The following is a 22,146-nucleotide window of genomic DNA, read 5'->3' on the forward strand; positions in this document are numbered from 1 at the left end:
ACCTGTCGCAGCATCAGTTGCTGACCGCTTCGTCGCCGGAGGTCCGCACCTTGATGCCGCGCTCCTTTGCATAAGCGGCGGCGGACTTCTCGATGATCGGACGAAGGAAGGCCCAATCCGGCGCGATCCACCCCGAGACCACCTTCCATTGGCCGCCGTCCCACCGCTGGAACGTGACGCGACCATCGCCTTCGTGGTTGTCCCAGGTGACGTTGATTGAATGGAACAGATCCTTGGCGCCGAGCGCTTCGACCCGCGCCGGATCGAGCTGCAAATGCTCAAAGCCCCAGCGCACCTCGTCACCGGTCAGAGTCCGATTGCCGAACTTCTTCTGCGCGATCCTGATCGCCTCCACATTGAGGATGCCGTTCACGATTCCCAGATTGTGATAGACGCTGCCGATCCGCTTTTTGTCGTCGAGGTTGCCCTTGCCGGCGCCGTAGACCGTCTTGATCACGTCTTGGAGCACCGGATATTGTTCGCCGGAGGCCTGCGTGGTGATCGCGATGTAACCCTTGGCGGCATCGCCGGCCGGGATCACGTCTTCCTCGGAGTTGGACCAGACGTTGCCGATGATGTGGTCGGCGGGAAAACCGACCTTTTGCGCGGTCTTCAGCGCCACCGGATTCATCACGCCCCAGCCGCGCAGCACCACGTAGTCGGGCTTCGCTCGTCGGATCGACAGCCATTGCGATTGCTGCTCGTTGCCGGGATGCGGTACCTCGATCTGCTCCAGGCTGAACTGATATTTGTCCGCCAGCAGCTTGTAGATCGGAATGGTTTCCTTGCCGTAGGGCGAGCCGTGATAGAGCACGACGAGCTTCTTGCCCTTCAGCTTGTCGACGCCGCCCTCGCGGCTCGCAATGTAGTTCACGATTCCCGAGGTCTCGCTGTAGGGATTGAGCAGCAGCGGGAAGACGTAGGGAAACACGCGGCCGTCGGTCGAATCGGTGCGGCCGTGATTGATGGTGATAAGCGGCACCTTGTCCTTGGTGAGGCGGTCGATCATGGCGTAGGCGATGCCGAGGGACAGTGGATTCCAGGCAGCGACCCCTGGCCGTCCCTTCAGCCGCTCATAGACCTCGACGCCGCGCTCGACCTCGTACTGGGTCTCGCCCTCGTCCCAGGTCAGCTTGACGCCGTTGACGCCGCCGTCGCGGATGTTGATCAGGTTGAGATAGTCGATGAAGCCGCCGAAGAAGCCGGTGCCGCCGGCCGCATAGGGGCCGACCCGGTAGCTTTGCAGGGGAAAGAACTGCTCATCGGCCCGGGCGACAGGTAGCCCGACCAGCACCGAGGCGACCGCCGCGGCGAAAGTCAACTTCAGATATCTCGATCTCATCATCCTCAGTCTCTCCAGTGGTGCGAAATTCATGTGTTGCGCGCGGCGGTCGGCCTCGTGACGGCCGCCCAGAGCCGGTCCCACAGCGCGATCAGGCCGCGGGGTTCGGCAATCAGGAATGCGATGATGAACGCGCCGACCACGATGCGCTGGCTCATCTCCAGCACGCCCCACGCCGCCGAGCAGGGCCGCGCTGGCGCGTGACAGGATCAGCGGGAACACCACGATGAAGGCGGCGCCGAGAAACGCGCCGCGCAGCGAGGCCAACCCGCCGATGATGATGATGAACAGGATCTGGAACGAACGATCGAGATTGAAGCCGGCCGGCTCGACCGTGCGCAGATAGGCGAAGGCCCACAGCACCCCGGCAATGCCGATCAGGAACGAGGAGACGCCGAACGCCAGCAGCTTGGTACGCAGCAGCGGCACGCCGATCACCTTCAACGAGCTCATGATCCCGCACCGCGACGAAGTTGCGGCCGCTCTGCGAGCGCAGCAGCCGCAAGGTCAGGAACGTCGCGACCGTCACAACGCTCAGCGAGAACACGTAGCGCCCCGCCGGGCTGGTGAACGACAGACCGGCCACGCTGAGCACGGGAGCGTCGATCACGCCGGATGGATTGTCGTTGGAGAACCAGCCGAACTTGGTGAGCGCACATTGCACGAAGAATTGCACGGCCAAGGTCGAGACCGCGAGATAGAACCCGCGCAGGCGCAGGCTTGGCAAGCCGAACACGATGCCGATTGCGGCCGCGATGAAGCCGGCGAGCACCAGATCGACGAGCAGCGGGAGCTCCGGCAGCCGGAGGTGAAGATTATAGGTGGCGTAGGCGCCGACCGCGAGAAAGGCGGCGGAGCCCAGCGACACCTGGCCGGCATAGCCGGTGAGAACGTTGAGCCCGACGGCGGCGAGCGCCAGCGCCAGAAACGGTGTCAGCACAGCATCCAGCAGGTAGTCCGAACTGACCAGCGGAATGACGCCAAACGCAACCACCGCCGCGACAGCGATCGCGATGGTCCGTACGCCGGGCGCGCGCTCTCCTGTCGATGGTGCTGCGCTCATCGCCCTAGACCCTCTCGACCAGCTTCTGCCCGAACAGCCCCGCCGGCCGTACCAAGAGCAGCACCGGCGCGACGACATAGGCGGCCCAGGCCTCGATGCCGCCGCCGAACAACGGCCCGACATAGACTTCGGCAAGCTTTTCGATGGCGCCAATCAAAAGCCCGCCGATGATCGCGCCGGCAATCGAGTCGAACCCTCCCAGCACCAACACCGGCAGCGCCTTCAACACCACGAGCGACAGCGAGAACTGCACGCCGAGACGCGCGCCCCACAACAGTCCTGCGATTAGCGCGACGATGCCGGAAGCCGTCCACACACTGGCCCAGACCCGCGGCAGGCGGAGCCCGACGGCCAGCGCCGCAAACGGATCATCGGCGACGGCGCGGAACGAGAGCCCGGTCCGCGTGTAGCGGAAAAACAGCGCGAACAGCACCACCAGGCTTCCCGCGACCACTGCTGCGAACAGGTCGAAGCGGCTGATGAAGACGCCGGCGATATCCAGCGGAACGTCGCTAACCCCGATATCGAGACCGTGAACCTGCGTGCCCCACAACAGCTGCGCCGCGCCCTCGATCACGTAGGACAGCCCGAGCGTTGCCATGAACAGGGTGATTGGCGGCTGGTTGACGAGCTGCCGGAGCACCGTGCGCTCGACGACCACACCCAGCACTACCATGATCGCCAGAGTGATCAGAAACGCGAGCGGAAACGAGACCCCACGCTCGACCAGGCTGACGAAGGTCAGCGCTGCGAACAGCAGCATCGCGCCCTGCGCGATGTTGAGCACGCCCGAGGTCTTGTAGATCAGCACGAAGCCGATCGCGACCAGCGAGTACATCACGCCCGACAGCAGACCGCCGACGAGCACCTCGATCAGAAACCGATAATCGAACATCAGACCGCGAGCTCCATGACGTCCTGATGCGCGACGCCGAGATAGGCGTCGATCACGGCCTGATCGGATCTCACCTCGTCGGGCGTGGCGTCGGCGATCTTGCGGCCGTTGTCGAGCACCGCGACGCGGTCGGACAATCCCAGCACAACGGCGATGTCGTGCTCGATCAGCACGATGGTGGCGCCGTAGCTGTCGCGGGCATTGCGCACGTGCTCGGACAATTCGCGCTTCTCGCTCAACGTGACACCAGCGAACGGCTCGTCCAGCAGCAGCAGCATCGGCCGCGAGACCAGGGCCCGCGCCAGCTCGACCCGCTTCTGCAGGCCATAGGGCAAGGTTCCGGCGGCGCGCTCACGGACATCGCGAAGGTGCAGGAAGCCAATGACATCCTCGGCGGCGGCGCGGTTTTCCGCCTCGATCCGGCGCGCCAGCGGCGAGCCTATGATCTGGCGCAGGAAACCGGCGCGCACGCGATGCGCGAGCCCCATCAGGACATTGTCGAACACCGACAGCCCCTTGAAGATCGCAAGGTTCTGGAACGTGCGCGCGACGCCGTGCGCGGCCAGGTGCACCGTCGGCACCTGGGTGAACGCGCGCTCGCCGAGCCACACCCGGCCGCGGTCGGGCCGATAGAGCCCGCTGATAACGTTGAGCAGCGAGCTCTTGCCGGCGCCATTGGGCCCGATGACCGCGCGGATTTCGCCCGGCGCGACCTCCAGATCAACGTCGCGCAGCGCCGCGACGCCACCGAATTTCAGCGCGATATCGGTCAACGCAAGCACCGGCCGTGCCGCACGATCTGCGGCCGGCGCGAGCACCCGATCGTCGGCATCGGCAATCGCCGTTGCGCGCGCCTGTCGTTGCGCTGGAGCAGCCTCCAGCGCAAGGACACCGGCATTCGTCGCCATCGCGGTCACCTCGCCAAAACTCCCGTTCACTCGGCAGCCTGGGCGTGCACGGTGGTTTTCGCCTCTAGCGCACGGACCAGCGGAATGACGCGGCGGCCGAAATACTCGACCTCCTCCTGGAAATGCAGGAAGCCGAGCAGCACGAGATCGACGCCGACCTCCTTCAACGCGATGATGCGTTCGGCGATCTGTTCCGGCGTGCCGATTAGGTTGGTCTTGAAGCCGTCATTGTACTGGACGAGGTCCTCGAAGCTCGATTTCGCCCAATTACCCTGCCCTTCTGGTGAGGCCTTGCCGGCATTCTTTACCTCATGGCCAAAGGCAGTGACCGCCTCCGGATCGGCCTTGGCGATGATCTCGTCCAGGACGGCGCGCGCCTCGGCCTCGCTCTCGCGCGCGATCGCAAAGGCATTGACGCCGATCTTGACGGAATGATTGTTGGCGCGTGCCTTGGCCCTGATATCCTCGACCTGCTTCTTGATCTCCTCGACCGAATTGCCGTTGGTGAAGTACCAGTCCGAAACCCGCGAGGCCATGTCGCGCGCGGCGCGCGAGCTGCCGCCCTGGAAGATCTCGGGCGACGGATGCGCCGGCTTCGGCTTCAGCGTGTAGTCCGAGAAGCGGTAGAAATCGCCGCGGAACGTAAAATTGTCCTGGGTCCAGATTCCGCGCAGCGCGCGGATGAATTCCTCCGAGCGGCGGTAGCGCTCGTCGTGATCGAGCCAGGGCTCGCCTATGGCCGTGAACTCGCCGCGGAACCAGCCGCTGACGATGTTGACGGCGACGCGGCCCTCGGTGAGCTGGCTGATGGTGGCGATTTGCTTGGCCGCCACCGCCGGATTCCATGGCCCGGGCAGCAGCGCCGCGATCACCTTCAATTTTTTGGTCGCGGCAAGCAAGGCGTGGCTGAACGCAACCGGCTCATGCTGGAACTCGGCGCCGTAGCCGGCGGTGAAGCGGATCTGGCTCAGCGCATAATCGAAGCCGCTGTCCTCCGCGATCTGCGCCAAGCGGCGGTTGTAGTCGATGTCCCATCCGGTTCGCTGCTCGATCTTGCTGATGACCAGCCCGCCGGAGACGTTGGGCACCCAATAAGCGAATTTGATCTGATCATGGCTGGCGGTCATTCGAATGTCCTCATGTGAGTTGGCGCGCGACGAAAGAGCGTCGAGGGAAGCAGGCAGCACGATGCATTCACGCTGCGCGGGGTCAGCAGGTTGGAGCGAGGCTGATCGAGACTGGTGTCAGCCCGTGAGATTCCGGAAGGTTGGAGCGATCAGGAGGCCTGATCCGCAACGCACCGTCGGTACGTCAACAGCTGATCGTGCGACATGACGTTCGCAATGCGCACGCTTTCGTTTCGTCGAAGACGTCGGTGCACGTCATCAGCATTCCCCTCCCAAGCACCATCGACTGACGATCAATAGTCTCAGAGAAATTGCGGCCAAGCGAGTCCAAGCCAAACTCTTTTTCGGCGATTCCGAGAAAGCGGTATCCTTTTGTTGGCGCGAAGCGGATCGATTGTTGCTGTGCGGCTGAAATCTCGGTCGTGTCGGCCAGTGCGAACGCGAGGGAAATCATTGGCGGATCACCATATGTATTTTCGGTACGGGTCCCCGACCACGATCGGTGCTAGAATCCAATAGTTTGGTTTCAACGAAATTAGTGGGACCTGAGGGGGTCGCCATGGCGCCGATGGGGGGTCATTTTTGATCAGCCATTCACAGCGAGATCCGAGAATCGCGTGAATTCGCCTTCGACAGATTGACAGTGCCAGTCGGCCCGTGGCCTGCTTCCCAATAATGATCTCAGCCTTCCCGCGGGAAGCCTCGAGCTCCGCCGCACATGTGATATGAGCATTGGTTCCTCCCGCCGGTTCCTGACCTTTCAGGTAATACTCCTCGCGGAAGACGCTTTTCTTGCCGGTTCTCGACCCGACACGATGATCGGCAACTTGAGCTCGAGGGCCTTCAGGTCAGCCGTAATCTCGGTCACCTCCCGCGCGCGGTTCGGGGAGCCCGATGGGATATGCCTTGCATGAGCTGAATATAATCGACAACGATCAAGTGTTGGCCGCACACGTCGCCTCAAGCGAAGGGCGCGCGCCGCCAACTGGCCAACGGTCAAGGCGCCGGTCGCATCGATGTACAGTGGGATGCGGCGAATCTCTTGCCGGCGTTGTGCGAGCGCGTCGAAATCATTCTCAGAAATGTCGCCGCGCCTGATGCCATCGTCGAATCTCCCAATGTACCGCCCCTTATCGATTGTCCGGTGGTGTAATCCCGTAGTCGCCGAGACGAGACTGCGCGTGAAACGCGGCCTGTGCCTGCGCCGGATCGGCACCCAGCGCAGCCTGCGTTCCGGTGAACACATCCTTGACTCTAAAGCTCATCGCCGGTCCCTCCATGTGGAGCTGATACGCCGCTGCCATGGTGAGCACGCGAAGTGCGGTGATCAATCGACCCGGAACAAAAAACGATGAACGCAGTCTTCAGCCGAGAAACGGCAGCACGTTCCTTTCACGATACGGGACGGGGCAGCGCAAGCGTCGCAGCTATCGGAGCGCCGACGCGGCGCTCCGATGCAAACGGCGCGTCGATCCGATATTAGCCGAGTGGCAGCGTTCCATTTACAAGGAGATCGCCATCGATGCGGTCGCCATAGACCTTGGATTGTGTGTGCCGCCGCTGGACGGCTCACGACCCGGGAGTCCATTTCCATACAATATCCGAGACATTGACGGGCTTCGGAATCAATCCGATCCGCGCGAAGCGATCGGCGACGGCTTGCTGCCCCTTGATGATATCCTGATCGATCGGCACCACCTGATAGTTCGACCGCGCGACGAAGCGCTTGATCGCCTCGATGTCCACGCCGGTGGCCTCAGCCTGGGCACTGGCCACCTCCTCGCGACCCATCTTCCCTCCCCTGCGAAGATCGTGTTGAGCTTTGCGACAACCGAGGGATATTTCGCGACGAAGTCGGATCCTGCGATATAGAAGGCGTTGGGTTTGTGCACATCCTTGTCGAAGGCAATGACCCGGGCTTTTTCCTTGAGCTCCGCCAATGCAAGATAGATCCCAGATCGGCCATGCATCGACCGCCCCCTTGACGAACGCCACCGTCGCATCGGCTGGCGCAAGCGGCGTCGGCGTGATGTCGCTCCAGGAGAGACCCGCTTTCTCGAGCGCTACGACCAGGAGGTTATGCGCGCTCGATCCCTTACCGAAAGCGACCCGCTTGCCCTTGAGGTCGGCCAGGGTCTTGATCGGCGAATCCGGCGGTACGGTGATCGCCTGATTGTTACCTTCCGATTTCACCGCGGCGACGTAACGGATCTCTGCAGCCCCCGCCTGGCGAAGATTGGCGGCGCGCCACCAACGAAACCGAAGTCGACGCTGCCGACATTGATGGCTTCGAGGAGTGGCGGACCGAACTGGAAGTCGATCCACTTCACCTCGATGCCGAGCGGCTTGAATGCGTCCTCCACGGTGTGATGCTGGCGAACTGCGGGAAACAGGCCGCCCTTCTGCGTCACGACGCGGATCTAGGTCGGCTTGTCTTCCGCTCGCGCCGGGACGACCGCCAACGCTGTGAGCGCGAGCGCTGCGGTGACAAAAACTCGTCTCGTAATCATGTTTGTCCTTTCAGGTTTGATCAAAAAGTGATTGCGACCGTGCCGTCGGCCTGCCGTCGTCGATCAAGAAGCGCCCTCACCGCGCGCTCGGCAGCCCGAGCGGAGCCGAAATGACCGCCATCAAGGCTGTCAAAGGCACGTTCGGACGAGAAAAAGCAAAAGCCGCGCTCGTCGGCGACAACGATACCGGCGGTTCGATCTGATATTTCGATGACATAGGCTCGGGACATGTGTGGTCGATCGCCGGGTTTCGGCGCTCCTGTCTGACTGTCGATGGATTTGGATTTTTCGATACGATCAACAACAGACGCCGGTCGCCGCCGAGACGCAGCGATGGGGCATGCGGCGTCGCATGTCACTCATCAACTGTCCGTATTTCGTTCGCATTGTGGTGACCCTGAGCAGCACAATCTGCTCAGTTCAATATCCGGCACAACAGCACTACGGTCAATGAAATGGGTATCCAAAAGTTGGCGCCTCGGCGCGACACCGCGTTTTGCGGCAGATCGAAAAGGAGCAAAGTTATGGCGATGTCGGTTGCCCGCCGCTTGCTGTTCGAAACGCGCCGGCTTCCCGCCCAACATGAATTTTCAGCGCAAAACCGATCACCGATGTCACACGCGGAACGTTCAACACGACAGCATCGCGCGTGGCTCATCGTCGTTACGTCAGTCTGCAAGAATGGATTTCTCTTTGGCGCGCCTGCCGGCGGAATTATCTTCCTGCAAGGAAACGCGCCGCGCGTTTTCGGTTTCAAAGTTGCATAAACCGCCGACATTCGGGTCCGGCCCGCACCAAGACATACTATGTTCCACAACATCTGCAATGCGGAGGACAATCTATGCAACCGGCAGCGTCTTGGCTTCAGGTTCTTCGTCGTATGACTCGGCGAGTACAGAGATGGCGCCGAAGATTTGCGCCCTCGGCGGCGGCCGACGGACGGGATAATCTCCACGAACTCTTTCTATTCGGGCCGCACGGCTAACCGCGCCTCACGCATCTTGGTTGGCGACGCCGCGTGCACCCGCGGGATGATCTCCTGGGCAAAACGCTCCATCTCCGCCTCGAACGGCTGGAATTGCAGCATGAACAATTCGATTCCAGCGGCATGGAACGCCCGAATGCCGGCCGCCACCTCGCCGTAGCTGCCGACCAACCCCGCGGCGGTCCCGCCATTGCTGCCGACCCGCGCCGATTTCTGCATGGTCTTCATCATGACGACCTTCGGGTCGGTGTTCTGCTTCTGGATCGCCTTGATCGGCGCATCCTTGTTCGACAGATCGAGCAGCCGCTCATAGGCGGCTTGCGCCTCGGCGTGCGTTTCGCGCGTGATGACAAAGGCGGACAGGCCGAAACGGAGCGGAGCCCCGGCACGCGGCCGGGCCGCCACGTCGGCAATCAAGCCGGCGACATCCTCGAGCGGCTGTCCGTTGATGAACCAGACATCGCCGTGATCGGCAACCAATGCGCGCGCCGGTTCGGATTCACCGCCGACATAGATCAACGGCCGAGGCCGGTAGAGGCTCGCCGGCCGCAACACATAGTCGCGGACGTCGAAATGCTCGCCCTTATAGGTCAGCCGCTCGCCTTGCATCAGGCGCGACACCACCGTGATCCATTCGCGGCCGTAGGCATAGCGGGCGTCGTGCTCGGCGAAACCGATGCCCGCCCTGTCGAGTTCGGGCCGATTCCAGGCATTGACCAGATTAATGGCGAACCGGCCTCGGCTGATGTTCTCGATCCCGAGCGCAAGCTTGGCCAGCACGACCGGATGGTAGAGATAGGGCTTGATGGCCGCGATGATCTCGATCCGGCTGGTCAGGGCCGCCAGTGCGGCCGCCGCGCTCCAGGCCTCGAGCTGATCGAGATCCTCCTGGTGCGGATTGATCGTATGCTGCGCGATCAGCGTGGAATCGTAACCCAGCGCCTCCGCCGCGAGCACGAGATCGCGATTGCGCTCCCATGATGCATCGTATGGCTCTTCGGGATCCTGATAGGCAGCGCGCGAACCGTGCACCAGCGCCCAGATGCCAAAACGGAGCGGTCGTATCGTCATCGGCTGTCTCTCCCGAATTCTCCTTCGCGTTGACCCGTTTTCCGCAAAGCGCGGCGAGAGATCAAGCGACGCCGCATCAAAAGATTTTCCTTGTCGTGTTGCGCACACGGATAAATCAGAAAACTCCGGAACAAACGACAATTGGAAAACCACTCTATTTCTGTCCGCCGAAAATCGTGGGACAGTTTGCGGCGCGTGAACGACGGTTTCATTCGAATGGCGACACATTGCCGACCGGGTGAACGAAGACATGCGCCGCATCAACGACTATCGTGCGCAGCGATTAACAAGGACGAATTCATCTTGAGCAACCTCGAACAGACCGCCTCATCGGTCGCATTCGATGCCGCGCAGCCCAGCGACAATGCCGTCTCACGCGCTCCGAAGGTTCCGTTCGAGATCGGCCGGCGTGGTTTGCTGCTGTTGTCGTGGCTTGCTCCGGTCGTGCTTCTCATCGTCTGGGAGCTGCTGGCGCAGGCCGGCTGGTTGTCACCGCAGGTACTGCCCGCGCCGAGCAAGGTGCTCAGGACCGCATTCAAGCTGGCGGCCTCGGGAAGTTTGCTGAACGACCTCGGCATCAGCCTGCTGCGCGCGATTGGGGGCTTTACCATCGGCGCCAGCATCGGCTTCGCACTAGGCATCCTGGTCGGCTTTTCGCGGATCGCGGAGGCCGCCATCGATCGCAGCGTCCAGATGATCCGTGCGATACCGTTCCTTTCCCTGCTACCGCTGGTGATCGTCTGGCTCGGCGTCGGCGAAGCCGAGAAGATCTTTTTGGTCGCGCTTGGCGTGACCTTCCCGATCTATATCAACACCACGCTCGGGATCCGGCAGATCGACCCGAAGCTGATCGAGCTTGGCCGCGTGCAAGGGCTCGGCACGCTGGACCTGATCCGGCGCATTGTCCTGCCGGGCGCTCTGCCCTCGATCCTGACTGGGGTTCGCTATGCACTGGCCACCGCGTGGCTGGCGCTGGTGGTGGCCGAGACCATCGGCGCGCAATCCGGCATCGGCTTCCTCGCCATGGATGCGCGCGAATTCCTGCGCACTGACGTGATCGTGCTGACGATTGTGATCTACGCGCTGATCGGCGTCGCAGCCGACGCGATCGCCCGCACTTTCGAGCGTCGCCTGCTGGCTTGGCATCCGAACTACGGGGGCGCACGATGACCTTGCACGTTGCCCCCTCTTCGACAGCGGCTTCGCCGGCCGTCGTCGTGACACATCTCTATCGCGCCTACGGCAGCCGCGTCGTGATCGAGAACCTCAACCTGCGCATCGAACGCGGCGAGTTCGTTGCCCTGCTCGGTGAAAGCGGCTGCGGCAAGACCACGCTGCTTCGTGCGCTGGCCGGGCTCGACCCGATCGACGGCGGGCGCATCGCCGCACCACGTCGCCCAGCGGTGGTCTTTCAGGAGCACCGGCTGCTGCCGTGGGACACCCTGTGGCGCAACGTGGCACTCGGCCTGCAGGCAGCCGATGTCCGCGAGCGTGCGGCCGCGGCGCTGGCCGAGGTCGGGCTCGGTGACCGGCTCGACGACTGGCCGCGCAACCTCTCCGGCGGTCAGGCGCAGCGCGTTGCGCTGGCCCGCGCCCTGGTGCAGGAGCCCGAGTTGCTCCTGCTTGATGAACCCTTTGCCGCGCTCGACGCGCTGACCCGCATCCGCATGCACCATCTGGTGCGCGAATTGGTGGCCACGCACAGGCCCGGCGTGCTCCTCGTCACCCATGACGTGGATGAAGCGATTGCGCTTGCGGACCGCATCCTGGTGATGCGCGATGGTCGGATCGCCTTCGAGCATCGCACCAGCGGTGCGCGGTCGATTGCGCGCGCCGAGCTGCTGGCCGAGCTCGGCGTCGTCGCCTCCCACCCCATCCCTGCCTGAGTTCTAAGGACCCTGTCATGTCTAAATTCGCAAACCCTTCCCGCCGCGGTTTCCTCGGCGGCGCCGCCTTCGGCATCGGCGCGTTGGCGGGCTTTGACCTGTCCCAGACCGCGGAGGCGGCGACCGGCCGTGTCACTGACGCCGTTCGCCTGACCTGGGGCTTGAGCGGCCTGAACCTGATCGCCAAGGAGCGCGGCCAGTTCGAGAAGCTGCTCGCCAAGGACGGCATCAAGGTCGAATGGCTGGGGCCGTTCCCGAACCACGCCCCGACGCTGCAGGCGGTGACCGGCGGTAGCGCCGATTTCAGCTTCGGCGGCAGCACGACCCCTGCGCTGGCCGCGATCATCGCGGGCTCCCCGCTCGTGTTCACCCAGTTCGTGGTCTACGAGCCGCGCACCACCGCGATCATCGCGAAGGACGATTCCGGCATCAACAGGATTGAGGATCTGGTCGGCAAGTCGGTGGCGGTGAACCGTTCCGGTCTCGGCGAATTCCTGCTGGTCGCGGCGCTCGAGAAGCACAAGGTCGATCGCTCCGCGGTGAAATTCGTCTACCTCAATCCGCCGGATGCGGCACCGGCCCTCGCCTCCGGAAAGGTCGACGCGTGGTCGATGTGGAGCCCCGGCGTCGACATCGCCCGGCTCGAATACAAGGCGCACGATATCTTCCACGAGGGCCGCGACCTGGATTTCCAAATCGACTACACCTCCTATCTCACCACGCGCAAATTCGCGACCGAAAACCCGGCGCTGGTCCGCGCGGTCAACGAAGCATTTCGCTCCGAAGGGAAATGGATCTCGGAGAACAGCAACGAAGCCGAGTACATCGCGCAGAAGGCTGGCAAGTACAGCGACCAGGTGCGCGATCAGTTCATCGCACTGAACCGGACATATCGCTACTTCCCGGTCAAGGATGAGAAATTCCTGTCCGAGCTGCAGAAGGCCGCCGACTGGCTGGTCGCGCGCAAGGTGCTGCCTGAGCCAGTCAAGGTCAGCGATTACCTGGCTCAGATCTGAACCAACGCCAGCTGCCCAACCTCAGCCGGATGCACGCATGAACAAGCCAGTCTCCGCCCATGCTTTGGAACCCTCGCATCACCTCGATCCCGATTCGCCGGACCTCGAGATCCTGCTCAATCGCATCGCCGAAGGCGCTAGCGAACGCGAACGGGAGCGCAACCTTCCCTTCAAGCGAACCCCTTATTGAGAGACGGTCCAAACCTATCTCGAGCTTAGCTTCCGCTGTTCCGCATCGATCCAGAGCCACAGGCGAAGCGACATCCATGACACTGACGACACCCGGCTGAGATCTCCAGCGAGACCACAAGCTCCGCGGAAAATGAGTGGAGCCCGCTCAAGAGGACGTAACATTTAGGAGCGCGATGCGTGCGACAGTCAAAAGGGCGTCTGAGCCAGAGGCCAGAAGGGCCGGCGGCGTCCTACTTGCTCAGCTCAGGTTCGGCAAATAAGCCCTGCCGCGACAGTCGTTCCGTGCTCTATAAGGCGCTTACCGCGACTGTTCGCCGAGCTCGCGTGGCGCGCGGCGCGGGTCGTCATGAACGCCTGTTGCACGATCTCGACCACATCGAGCTTCTGCTCCTCGACCACCGCGGTTTTGAGCCGATCGATGCTGGAGCCCCTTGCGCGGCAGTTCGGGTCCATTAATGGTCTTCCGTTCACGCACAGCTGCCAGCACACCGCCGCAGCGAGCCGACTGCTTCAAATGAGCTTCTAGATCTGGATCGTTGACATCAATTGCCCACCACGTTCCGTCCAAGCATATCGAGGGTGAAGAGACCAGAGTTTTACCTCCCTTGCCAGAACGCACCTCGTTAAGCTCAACTTTCACGATTTCCGCTCCCACCCAATTCAGATTTCAGTGTCGGCAACCTATCCCGGAATGGCTGCAGATTTAGTTGGAAGAGAATGAACACTTTTAGACATTTCCTCGGCCAATTGCCTGCGGCGCGGGCTAGGCAGGGGGTGTTTGCCTCGGCTGTTCGGCAATCGGACGCCGCCATGTTTCGCGAAAATTAACCAAGAATTGTTTCTGTTACCCATAACACTTCCTTAAGACTTAAAGCTAAGCGAGACCGACTTTGCTAGTGGCTCGCGAGTCGCGCGGCAAACGCTTGACGCTATCTTTCCAATTTCAGGGAACGCATGATGAGCGATATTACGGACGCCGCCCGCCATCCGCAGAACGCAATTGCCATTCCCGGCTTACGGAAGGATGACGTGGTTCGCGGAATATACTGCATGATCGCCGCGAGCGTGATGTTCGCACTCTCGAGCGCACTATCGAAATGGCAAGCCGCTCTCTATCCAGTTGGCGAGGTCATGTTCTTTCGCTCCGTTTCTGCGTTTGTCCTCTGCGCGGCATTGATCCTCCCGGCAACGGGCATGTCAGTCTTTAAGACTCGGCGGCCCCGCGCCCATCTTGCGCGCGGGCTGTCGCAGTCGATCTCGCAGACGTTCACTGTCATCGCCGTTAGTCTGATGCCGCTCGCAGGAGCGATCGCAATCAATTTCTCTGCATCGTTGTGGGCGGCCTTGCTGTCGTTTATCTGGCTTAAGGAGCGTGCCGGGATCGCGCGTTGGACCGCGCTGGTAACGGGATTCGTTGGTGTTCTCGTTGTTGTAAATCCAGGTGCAGATTCGTTGCAGATTGGCGCATTGTTTGCGCTGGCAAACGCGGTTATGTATGGCAGCGTCACGGTTGCCGTTCGCGGAATGACCGCAACCGAGTCGGCAAAGACGCTGTTGATGTGGCAGATGCTTACGATAACCTTCTTTCACTCCTTCTTACTGCTGTTTGGATTTCGGATGCCGGCGCCGGCTGACGCAATCATGTTGATCTTGAGCGGTGTTACAAACGCCGCGGCACAATATTTTTGGACGCAAGCGCTCCACCTAGCCCCGGCCGCCGCCGTCTCGCCGTTCTATTACCTGACGCTCGTCTGGGCACTTGCAATCGGATTTTTTGTTTGGGGCGACGTACCGACGCTTTTTCTTCTGATCGGGTCCGGCGTTGTTGTTGCATCCGGCCTGTTCCTGCTCGTGCACGAGGCTCGGCGACCATCCAAGAAGCTGATCTCCGGTGAACAAACTGGAGAGTACGGTCTTGAGAAAGTCGCTGGCTAAACGAGCGGGTCCCAAACTCTACGCGACAAATTTGCGTCCGGGCGACCATTTGGCAATCATTTCAGGAACTGTCGCTATTGGAACAGGCGGACTGAACAGATAGCCTTGCCCTTCGTCGCAATCGAGCGCCGCGAGAAAATCGTACTGCCCGACGGTTTCGATGCCTTCTGCCAACGTCGTCATTCCCAGAGCGCGAGCAATACTCACCACGGCTTGCACAATCACAACGTGCTCGGTGCCTTCAGCAAGGTCAGAAACAAACGACCTATCTATCTTGATTTTGTCGAAAGGGAAGCTGCGGAGGTAACTGAGAGAGGAATACCCCGTACCGAAGTCGTCCAACGAAATGCGGACGCCGAGTTGCTTCAACTGACGCAGGGTAGATAGGGTGGATTCATTATTGGTCATGAATACTCCCTCCGTAATTTCAAGCTCAAGGCGATGCGGCTCAAGTCCGGTTGCCGCCAGGGCGTGTCTCACGACCTCGGAGAGATTGGAAGCTGAAAACTGAATCGGGGAAAGATTGACCGCTATCTTAAGATTGTTCGGCCAGTGCGCGGCGCAGCGGCACGCCTCTCTCAGCGCCCATTCACCAAGAGGTTGAATGAGTCCAGTATCCTCCGCAACCGCGATGAACGTTGTCGGCGGTACCATGCCATTGACAGGATGGCGCCATCGCACCAAGGCTTCGAAGCCGGTTATGATGTTGCTCCGCAAATTTAGGATGGGCTGATAATATAGTTCCATCTCATTTTGCTCGATCGCCTCGCGCAGATCGATCTCAAGCTGCCGTCGTTCCCTAAGCTCCCTGTTCATTGCAGCATGATAGAATCTATAGCTGCCACGTCCTTGGGCTTTGACCGCGTATAGTGCCAGATCGGCGGCAATCAGAAGGTCGTCGCAATTTACTCCGTCGCACGGCCCAATGGCGATACCTACACTGATGCCAGAACGGATTCGGTGGCCTCCGATCTCAAAGGGCTTCTGCGCTGCCTCGATCATGCTATTCGCCAGGTCCGCGATCGCTGGTCGAGACTTAACCGTCGGCACAACAACTGCGAATTCATCGCCGCCGAGCCGTGCCAGCACTTCATTTCCACCGAGCGTATTCTTTAAGCGCCGGGCCATCTCCTGCAGCAGCAAGTCACCGGTCTGATGGCCAAGGGTATCGTTGATAGCTTTAAAACGATCAAGGTCAAGAAACAGGACGGCGAATTCCGCCGCTGGTTGCTCGTTGTCTACTGCCGATGGTTGCCGGCGGCTCATCTGGTCGAGCATGGAGCGGAACATCCGCCGGTTTGGGAGACCGGTGAGTGAATCCTCAGAACTAAGGCGGACTGCATCTGCTTCAGCGCGCGATCTTTTCGTGACGTCAGTGAAGGTTTGGACGAATCCACCATCGGGGAGACTTTCCCTGCGAATCTCGATGATTGATCCACCCGGCATCGTTCGTTCGCTAACGCCGAGTTCTCCTGCGACAAGATCTCCCAAGATCCGAACAGAAGCCTCGGTCAGTTTGCCCGTACGTGTCTCGTATTCGGCGAGTTGATCGACTCTTGGTGGGTCCTGTATGAACTCTACGGGCAAATCGAGCAACTCGCCGCAGCGACGATTGATAATCGGAATCTGCTGATCATAGGTAACCAGCATAATTCCTTGGTTCATATACTCGAGCGTAAGGTCAAGCTGATTCGCTTTTTGTCTTGCCTTCGCGTCTATCCGTAGAAGCTGCTCAAGAGCAATGAGAACCAGCAAAGTAAGTACAGTGCCCACCAACGAGTTCAACTTGAGGGCGTTCCGAGAGCTTTCCAAGATCTGGCTTTTATTCAAGCTAACACTGACCCACAACGGATAGCCCTTGACCTTGCGGACAGTAATGAAACGCGCCTCGTTGTTGGCAGGATCAACGCTCTCAAATGTAGTTTCGACCCCGGCTCGCATTTGGGCGAGCAATTCTGTTCCGCTAAGATCGTCTCCAAGTGTGTAACCGACCGCGCTCCCACCACTCGAACGAACCACGCCATCACTTCCGATCAGGGCGATCGCCGCCGCCGATCCAAAATTGATATTGTTGTAGAATTTCGTCAAATGGTCCGGATTGAGCGAGGCCACGACGACGCCGCCGAACGTCTGGTCACTGTTCACGAAGCGCCGCGTGAATTGCACGGACCATTTTCCGCTGGCACGGCCAACCACCGGCTTGCTGATAAAAAGCTGGTCCGCGATGTTGTTCACATGAAACTTAAAGTGCTCCCGATCACTCAGATCCAGGGCAGGCGCGGGTTGAGGACCGCTGTTCGACGCGCGCATAATTCCCTTGTCATCAATAATGGCGACTTGGACGATGATGTCGCTCAGCACGTCGGTCGTGTTGGCAATAGCGCTAAAGCTAACCGTATTTTTCCGGGTCTCAATGCTCCGTCGCAAGTATAGGAGCGCCTTATCAATTTCTCCGATTGATCGAAGAACATTCTCTTCGAATACCAGCGCAAAGTTATGAGCGTCCCGATACGCCTCTCTTTGGTCCCCCCGAAGATCGCCGAAGTATTTTACAGCAACTCCTGCCCACATCATGGTGATGATCACCAGGCCGAAAATTGCCGAGCTTCGACGCTCAGCAATCAGCTTTGGCAGCTCTAGGATTTGTAAATTCATGCCGAGAACAGGCCCCCTATCGGCAGGGCTTACTCGTCGGATATTTCGGGCGACTTAACTTCATTGATCGGCCACCGGAGCGTGGAAGGTTAACCTTAATAGATGGGCCACCACTCTTCCGAGTTGACGTTGAGAAAAATAACCGATTATTAACTCGCGATAAAAAGATCTTCTTTCGGAGTTCATATGTCCGGTTGCGATACGGTTGGTTCGAAAGAAGACCCATTAACCAACGCTGAAATGGCGGCTCGTCCGCACCCCTTTTGCAACAAAGCAGTTGACGGAGTATTTGAAGGATCAATCGAAATTGCGATGCCTGTCACTCCTCGAGCCAAGGAGATCGCGCCAGAAAAGGTCCTGCAAGCCTTTAATACCTGGGCTTTTAAGCGCGAGCAGCCTGACAACTCTGTTGCAATGTTGCAGAGCATTTCCAAATCAATTGCAGTCAGAAATCCCGTTCCGTTTGTGCTCTATTGGGGCAAAGGTCCGCGGTCCAACATCGACAAGCCAGACTTCGAATGTCTGAACTATTTGGCTGCCTTCAGCCGCCGCATCAGTAAAATATATGCGCCCGGGGCGGCACTAAAGTTGATTTTCACCGATACCCATGCGGAATTGAACGGACATTCGTCACAGAACATACGCCAATATTTTGATGAGGTTGCGGATGGCGCCCGCGAACTCGGTTTCGAGAGCTGTTGGTTGGGCGACCTCACAAAGGACGCGGAAGCGAGTGATACAAGTCCTTTAATCGATGAGATCGCACCGGAGCCGACGTTCGAGCGGCTGCTTGCTAGCGCGATGAAATGGTATCGTGGAAATGGAAGCTGTGAAGAGGGCGCATTACAATACTACCGGATGAACATGGTCGAAAAACGCGCGGTCGAACGTGCATTTCCCGACTCAATTTTCATTACCTTCAATGGAAGCGAATTTCGAGGGCTTTTTCCGCAAAACCTTCCAATCTTCTACATGTATTCGCTTCGCAAAGGGATCAGCATCAAGCCCTGGTTCCTCTTCCCAGATACGGCCACCTGCGACCCTCGTTGATACTTTGCCACTGCCAAGTTGGCGAATAGCGACAAGCGTTATGCCGTCATTCGAATCCGACTGCCACGCATCCAACGAACCGTGCGTCAACGAGAAATCAGAGGCTAATGTAGCCAAGGTAAGCCAGCCTGAATGTCAGCGCTTGCACGCTGACTTTGTATTTCTTTGCAAGCTTTTCCAAAACATCACCGTCGCCGAGCAGGTCGAAATCTGAGTTATGAAGATCCTGCTCTAAAAAGACGGCTGGCATGAGCAACTCCGCCGCAAATAGATTTGCTTCCTTCTCGTCGGTGTCTTCACCTTTCGCCGATTCCGGACTTCTCAAATTGACCCTGAAAGCTCCCTGGTTTTCATCCAAATGAACGTCTTGCCCCTCATGTAGGAGAAAGTGACCGAGTTCATGTGCAATCGTGAACCGTTGGCGGTGAGGGTGATGAGATTTGTTAGCACCAATCACCGCTCCGTTGCTTTTCCGATCCCGCACAAGGAATCCTGAAAGAGTGTCATCAACCTTATCCAACTTGATTTGGATGCCCAGCGCGCGTGCAATAGCGTCTACGGGCACTGGGCCATGCGCCACGTTGTGCCGGGACAAAAGCATCTCAACTTGCTGCCGTATCAACTTTCTACGGACTGCCATCGTCGTGCTCTTTACTTTTTAAGGCGCTCGTTGAGCTCTTGATCCACTCTAGTCCTTTTTGCGTCTTGTCGCGCAATGCGATTTCGAGACTGTCTGCTTTGGGAAGCAAATCCGTCACCGGCACATCCAAGGCGCGCGAAATGTCGACAAGCGTGTGCAACAAGATTTGTTGGCGTCCTTTTTCAATATTTAGAATCGCGGTTCTGGTCAGGTTTGCCTTGCGCGCAAGTGCTTCTTGCGTGAGGCGGCCAACGCGTGCTCGCGCGATCAAGCGGCCTACGACCGCATAGAATTGTCGGTTCTCTTCGAAACGGGCGCGTCTCATCAACGACAGCGAATCAGTGCCATGAGGCGTTTAATTGCCACAGAGGCGCCGTGGAGTCAATGTCAATGACAGTCATTAACAATGACGAATTTAAAAAGACATTTACAACATCCAAGAAGCTGGTACGCTCCAGTCGCGGTTAGATTCGAGAGGTGGCATCCAATGATCGAGAGAACTGCCGATGACCCCCGAGACTAAGGCCGTGTTGCAGCGGATTGGCGCCGCCTTGGACGAGCACCGAGCGCTTCGCGTCCACGTTCACGGGCTAGTTGCCCTGCACCAAGAGTCCAAGAGAGCAGTCTCAGCTAAGGAGAACTGGAATGAACGACAAGGAAAGGGAAGATCCGCAGCCCGATCACGGGAAAGGCCCGCCCGACGGAAAGGGCCGACCTGTGGACCACGGCCGGCCGGTGCCTCATCACGGATCAGCGTCGATCTGCTCCGTGCCGCGTATCAGGTCCAGATAGCGTCACTTAAGGAAGCGTACCCTGAATCCCGAACATTTCCTGACGAGGATGGAATGTGGCTCATCGCAAAAAGCTCGATCATTTCGGGCTTGATGCGTGAAGCCACGTTTCTCGTAGCTCTTCCCTATAGATCAGGGGCAGGGCCACGCGGGTGGGCCTTCTGGACTGCCGATGGCCAGCCTAGATGGATCGGACCCCGGCACACCAATTTCTACGACGGTTCTATCTGCGCCTTTGCCCCGCACGACCGCGTATGGTTTGATGGCGGCGATCTTACAACACTGCTCGATCTCTACACCGTCTGGACCGTGCGCCATCTGCACCTGGAGGTTTTCGGTCGATGGCCAGGAAAGCAGTACGCCCTATTGGGGGCGGACCCACGAGTACAAGCATATTACCGGAAGATTGAGTGCAATGATGATGAGCTATGTGGTTGCGGCTCCGAAACTCTGCGGTACGCCGAGTGCTGCAAGCAATCGGACCTGCAATGGGATCCGATGCAACTCATGTCTCTGTTCTTGAGCCGTGTTCCGGGCGGCTTTTCCACCCGCCGGCCGCCTCGCTCAGTCCTGGAGTTCATCAACGGTCAATCACATCTTCCACGAATAGCCGAGGTCCATCTTCAGATGAACTCGCCTTGAGTGTGGCCTGGGTCCCGGTCTGAACTCATCGATGGGAGACGTGCTACACGAACACGTGCACGCGGACGTATGCCCTATCTGAAGAAGTCAAGTTCCGGGAAACCAAACGCAATTTGCTAATGCGCCTTCGAAATCAAAGGGCAGCTTGCTTAGTGGTGAGACTCTCTTGGCCGCGCCATCGATTGCAATCGTCTGTGTTGCAGCTATGCCTTTGTCCAGAACCTGTTCGAAATAGCACCTTTGGTAGGTTAAGCGAGTTGGATCGGAGACCTCGAAGCTCCAACCCGTAACAACTGTGCCGGACCCAAATGAAGAGCTGTTGAAAATAGTGTAGCGCGTGAAGGGCAATTCCTCGCTGACGCTAGTCGTTTCTAGTTGAAGCTGCTCCTTGGACGGCTGCTGCACATTCACTTTCAGGTCACCTACCACGCGCACCGTCGAAGATGAGTCGAGCTTGACTGTCATCCCCTCCAACACCCTAACGAATTGATCTTTCGAGATTGTAAGCTCCGAATCCGGCGATAAACTCATGGTACCTGAAACCAACGTCTTTATTTCCGCTCGCTTGAAAGCGTCTCCGATTGCGGTTGCAGCAACCTGGGCTGCCAGTACCGGAGAGATGGTCGTGCTGTATCCCCAGAATGCAATAGCGAGCCCTGCCCCAACCAGTCCAGACGCGATCGCCCAACCGACGCACTGAAAGGCAAGACTTTGCCCGGGCAATACGTGACTCGGCAGCAAGCCGCGAATTGATGAGCGCGGCAAATCCGCTCAACCAACTCCGCGCTGCGTCACGCGTAAGTGGATAGGCGGCTCCAGCCAAATCTGCTCTGTTTCCAAGGACGCTTGCTCCACCGAAGGGACTGGCGGCATGCTTGGAGGATGGATTAGCCACGATGACCTTATACGAGCACTTGCCAGCCGACATCCGCGAAGTCGTGGACGCTTACGTCGCGGATCTCAGGCCCCAACCTTGGCGAATCCGCCTCCTCTTGCTGATTGATCTCCTTCAAGAGAAGTTGGAGACCGGGGCCGCCGCTGAGCACTTGCGTCTGCTTCAACAATGGACCGGCATAATGACGGCGATCTTGGAACACTTGCCGCCTGACAGTTCGGTCGTCGAATGTTTGGGGTTGATGATGACCTTGCCCCCAAGTTTTATCCAGTTCTGAGTTCGCCCCGGTCGTTGGATTTGCCCGGTTGGGCGGTGGGAGCGACGGGAGCTGGCGCGGAGCCTTCGGCATAGCGCAGCGCCAGATCCCGGCGCGGGTGGCAGGTGAAGGCGAACTCGGACGGCGTCTTCCATCCGAGCTGCGAGTGTGGTCGAGCGTCGTTGTAATCGGCGCGCCAGCATCCGAGCGCGACGCGGGCCTGGGCCAGCGACGTGAACAGCGTCTCGTTCAGCAATTCATCCCGGAGCCGACCGTTGAAGCTTTCG

General features: G+C 59.4%; 24 protein-coding genes and 2 pseudogenes. 9 read left to right on the plus strand and 17 right to left on the minus strand.

All coding sequences use genetic code 11. The annotated features are described in order from the left end of the window. Positions 1–13 precede the first annotated feature (13 nt). The 10 genes and pseudogenes from HZZ16_RS35905 to HZZ16_RS37775 form a co-directional block, all read right to left on the minus strand. Positions 14–1,345: an ABC transporter substrate-binding protein gene (locus HZZ16_RS35905; protein WP_376707613.1), complete on the minus strand. Its 1,332-nt coding sequence runs from the start codon at positions 1,343–1,345 to the stop codon at positions 14–16. Positions 1,346–1,371: 26 nt separating this feature from the next. Continuing rightward, positions 1,372–2,405, minus strand: a pseudogene (locus HZZ16_RS35910) (branched-chain amino acid ABC transporter permease). Positions 2,406–2,409: 4 nt separating this feature from the next. Beyond that, positions 2,410–3,300 (minus strand): branched-chain amino acid ABC transporter permease, encoded by an 891-nt coding sequence (locus HZZ16_RS35915; RefSeq protein WP_197955478.1) that lies wholly within the window; start codon positions 3,298–3,300, stop codon positions 2,410–2,412. Then, entirely contained in the window at positions 3,300–4,208 is a 909-nt protein-coding gene (locus tag HZZ16_RS35920) for an ABC transporter ATP-binding protein (RefSeq protein ID WP_197955479.1), read from the minus strand. Before HZZ16_RS35920 ends, HZZ16_RS35915 begins: the two co-directional genes overlap by 1 nt. A gap of 26 nt (positions 4,209–4,234) precedes the next feature. Next, positions 4,235–5,335: a dimethylsulfone monooxygenase SfnG gene (sfnG, locus tag HZZ16_RS35925; RefSeq protein WP_197955480.1), complete on the minus strand. Its 1,101-nt coding sequence runs from the start codon at positions 5,333–5,335 to the stop codon at positions 4,235–4,237. A gap of 184 nt (positions 5,336–5,519) precedes the next feature. Continuing rightward, the gene (locus HZZ16_RS35930; RefSeq protein WP_197955481.1) at positions 5,520–5,789 is read right to left on the minus strand and encodes a hypothetical protein; all 270 of its coding nucleotides are present in this window, start codon (positions 5,787–5,789) and stop codon (positions 5,520–5,522) included. 306 nt (positions 5,790–6,095) lie between these two features. After that, positions 6,096–6,473 carry a DnaB-like helicase C-terminal domain-containing protein gene (locus HZZ16_RS38510; protein ID WP_376707614.1) on the minus strand — a complete coding sequence of 126 codons (378 nt, stop codon included), beginning with the start codon at positions 6,471–6,473 and terminating at the stop codon, positions 6,096–6,098. Further along, on the minus strand, positions 6,466–6,600 hold the full coding sequence (locus HZZ16_RS38055) for a hypothetical protein (RefSeq protein ID WP_283815909.1): 135 nt from the start codon (positions 6,598–6,600) through the stop codon (positions 6,466–6,468). Before HZZ16_RS38055 ends, HZZ16_RS38510 begins: the two co-directional genes overlap by 8 nt. A 304-nt stretch (positions 6,601–6,904) precedes the next feature. Then, positions 6,905–7,845 (minus strand): annotated as a pseudogene (locus HZZ16_RS35940) (aliphatic sulfonate ABC transporter substrate-binding protein). A gap of 20 nt (positions 7,846–7,865) precedes the next feature. Next, positions 7,866–8,075: a hypothetical protein gene (locus HZZ16_RS37775; protein WP_246510663.1), complete on the minus strand. Its 210-nt coding sequence runs from the start codon at positions 8,073–8,075 to the stop codon at positions 7,866–7,868. A gap of 294 nt (positions 8,076–8,369) precedes the next feature. Here HZZ16_RS37775 and HZZ16_RS35945 point away from each other — a divergent pair, with 294 nt between their 5' ends. Beyond that, positions 8,370–8,612, plus strand: a complete 243-nt coding sequence (locus HZZ16_RS35945; RefSeq protein WP_197955483.1) for a hypothetical protein — start codon at positions 8,370–8,372, stop codon at positions 8,610–8,612. 197 nt (positions 8,613–8,809) lie between these two features. Here HZZ16_RS35945 and HZZ16_RS35950 read toward each other — a convergent pair whose 3' ends face one another. Further along, positions 8,810–9,901: an LLM class flavin-dependent oxidoreductase gene (locus tag HZZ16_RS35950; protein ID WP_197955484.1), complete on the minus strand. Its 1,092-nt coding sequence runs from the start codon at positions 9,899–9,901 to the stop codon at positions 8,810–8,812. A gap of 399 nt (positions 9,902–10,300) precedes the next feature. On the opposite strand from HZZ16_RS35950, the gene HZZ16_RS35955 reads away from it, so the two are divergent. From HZZ16_RS35955 to HZZ16_RS35970, 4 genes are read left to right on the plus strand one after another with little or no spacing between them, the layout of a single operon-like run. Continuing rightward, positions 10,301–11,071, plus strand: a complete 771-nt coding sequence (locus HZZ16_RS35955) for an ABC transporter permease subunit (RefSeq protein WP_311974479.1) — start codon at positions 10,301–10,303, stop codon at positions 11,069–11,071. Beyond that, positions 11,068–11,787 carry an ABC transporter ATP-binding protein gene (locus tag HZZ16_RS35960; RefSeq protein ID WP_197955485.1) on the plus strand — a complete coding sequence of 240 codons (720 nt, stop codon included), beginning with the start codon at positions 11,068–11,070 and terminating at the stop codon, positions 11,785–11,787. Before HZZ16_RS35955 ends, HZZ16_RS35960 begins: the two co-directional genes overlap by 4 nt. A gap of 17 nt (positions 11,788–11,804) precedes the next feature. Next, positions 11,805–12,803 carry an NrtA/SsuA/CpmA family ABC transporter substrate-binding protein gene (locus tag HZZ16_RS35965; RefSeq protein ID WP_197955486.1) on the plus strand — a complete coding sequence of 333 codons (999 nt, stop codon included), beginning with the start codon at positions 11,805–11,807 and terminating at the stop codon, positions 12,801–12,803. 37 nt (positions 12,804–12,840) lie between these two features. Continuing rightward, positions 12,841–12,993, plus strand: a complete 153-nt coding sequence (locus HZZ16_RS35970; RefSeq protein WP_197955487.1) for a hypothetical protein — start codon at positions 12,841–12,843, stop codon at positions 12,991–12,993. A 245-nt stretch (positions 12,994–13,238) separates the two neighbouring features. Here the strand turns inward: HZZ16_RS35970 and HZZ16_RS37780 are convergent, their stop codons facing one another. Further along, positions 13,239–13,448, minus strand: a complete 210-nt coding sequence (locus tag HZZ16_RS37780) for a hypothetical protein (protein ID WP_246510665.1) — start codon at positions 13,446–13,448, stop codon at positions 13,239–13,241. Between the two features lie 504 nt (positions 13,449–13,952). On the opposite strand from HZZ16_RS37780, the gene HZZ16_RS35980 reads away from it, so the two are divergent. Beyond that, the gene (locus HZZ16_RS35980; RefSeq protein WP_246510667.1) at positions 13,953–14,930 is read left to right on the plus strand and encodes a DMT family transporter; all 978 of its coding nucleotides are present in this window, start codon (positions 13,953–13,955) and stop codon (positions 14,928–14,930) included. An 18-nt stretch (positions 14,931–14,948) separates the two neighbouring features. On the opposite strand, the gene HZZ16_RS35985 is transcribed toward HZZ16_RS35980, so the two are convergent. After that, positions 14,949–17,585, minus strand: coding sequence for a bifunctional diguanylate cyclase/phosphodiesterase (locus tag HZZ16_RS35985; protein WP_197955491.1), 2,637 nt, complete (start codon positions 17,583–17,585; stop codon positions 14,949–14,951). A 186-nt stretch (positions 17,586–17,771) separates the two neighbouring features. Here HZZ16_RS35985 and HZZ16_RS35990 point away from each other — a divergent pair, with 186 nt between their 5' ends. Next, a complete protein-coding gene (locus HZZ16_RS35990; RefSeq protein WP_197955492.1) occupies positions 17,772–18,635 on the plus strand; it encodes a hypothetical protein in 864 nt (287 codons plus the stop codon). 97 nt (positions 18,636–18,732) lie between these two features. Here the strand turns inward: HZZ16_RS35990 and HZZ16_RS35995 are convergent, their stop codons facing one another. Together HZZ16_RS35995 and HZZ16_RS36000 are read right to left on the minus strand one after the other, a co-directional pair. Next, a complete protein-coding gene (locus HZZ16_RS35995; RefSeq protein ID WP_197955495.1) occupies positions 18,733–19,275 on the minus strand; it encodes an ImmA/IrrE family metallo-endopeptidase in 543 nt (180 codons plus the stop codon). Next, complete coding sequence (locus HZZ16_RS36000) at positions 19,262–19,600, minus strand: helix-turn-helix transcriptional regulator (protein ID WP_197955498.1); 339 nt, start codon at positions 19,598–19,600, stop codon at positions 19,262–19,264. Before HZZ16_RS36000 ends, HZZ16_RS35995 begins: the two co-directional genes overlap by 14 nt. 520 nt (positions 19,601–20,120) lie before the next feature. On the opposite strand from HZZ16_RS36000, the gene HZZ16_RS36005 reads away from it, so the two are divergent. Then, positions 20,121–20,708 (plus strand): hypothetical protein, encoded by a 588-nt coding sequence (locus HZZ16_RS36005; protein WP_197955500.1) that lies wholly within the window; start codon positions 20,121–20,123, stop codon positions 20,706–20,708. An 87-nt stretch (positions 20,709–20,795) separates the two neighbouring features. Here HZZ16_RS36005 and HZZ16_RS36010 read toward each other — a convergent pair whose 3' ends face one another. Continuing rightward, positions 20,796–21,473: a hypothetical protein gene (locus tag HZZ16_RS36010; RefSeq protein WP_197955502.1), complete on the minus strand. Its 678-nt coding sequence runs from the start codon at positions 21,471–21,473 to the stop codon at positions 20,796–20,798. 131 nt (positions 21,474–21,604) lie between these two features. Here HZZ16_RS36010 and HZZ16_RS36015 point away from each other — a divergent pair, with 131 nt between their 5' ends. Beyond that, entirely contained in the window at positions 21,605–21,880 is a 276-nt protein-coding gene (locus tag HZZ16_RS36015; protein WP_246510669.1) for a hypothetical protein, read from the plus strand. Here HZZ16_RS36015 and HZZ16_RS36020 read toward each other — a convergent pair. After that, positions 21,867–22,146, minus strand: a 280-nt coding sequence (locus HZZ16_RS36020; RefSeq protein ID WP_197954708.1) for an integrase core domain-containing protein, incomplete at its 5' end; no start/stop codon positions are given. The genes HZZ16_RS36015 and HZZ16_RS36020 overlap by 14 nt on opposite strands.

It is taken from the genome of Bradyrhizobium glycinis (genome assembly GCF_016031655.1).
In the GTDB taxonomy this organism is placed as follows: Bacteria; Pseudomonadota; Alphaproteobacteria; order Rhizobiales; family Xanthobacteraceae; genus Bradyrhizobium; species Bradyrhizobium glycinis.